Origin of the sequence: Ancylomarina sp. 16SWW S1-10-2 (assembly GCF_009669305.1) — a bacterium.
Taxonomy (GTDB): Bacteria; Bacteroidota; Bacteroidia; order Bacteroidales; family Marinifilaceae; genus Ancylomarina.
Map to the genome: position 1 here is coordinate 1 of NZ_SADB01000246.1, position 427 is coordinate 427.

The following is a 427-nucleotide window of genomic DNA, read 5'->3' on the forward strand; positions in this document are numbered from 1 at the left end:
GCTCAACTGCGTCGCCCAGGGTCCCAGCGCCGTCACCGAAACCATTTTCGAAAACCGCTTCATGCACGTGCAGGAGCTGGTGCGGCTGGGCGCGCGCATCCGCATCGACGGACGCACGGCCTTCGTCGAAGGGGGGCAGCGCCTGTCCGGCGCCGCGGTGATGGCCACCGACCTGCGGGCCTCGGCCAGTCTGGTCATCGCGGGCCTGGTGGCCGACGGCGAGACGGTGGTGGACCGCATCTACCACCTGGACCGCGGCTACGATCAAATGGAAATCAAGCTGCGCGCGCTGGGCGCCGACATCGAGAGGGTGGCATGAGCACCGACACACTGACGCTGGCCCTGTCCAAGGGCCGCATCTTCGACGAGACGTTGCCGCTGCTGCGCGCCGCCGGCATCGAGGTGCTGGAGGATCCGCAGACCTCAC

At 68.4% G+C, this 427-nt stretch carries 1 pseudogene; it reads left to right on the plus strand.

Annotated elements, in window-relative coordinates:
- Window positions 1–319, plus strand: a pseudogene (locus EMN46_RS19135) (UDP-N-acetylglucosamine 1-carboxyvinyltransferase); the annotation flags it as partial.
- Between the last annotated feature and the right edge of the window lie 108 nt (window positions 320–427).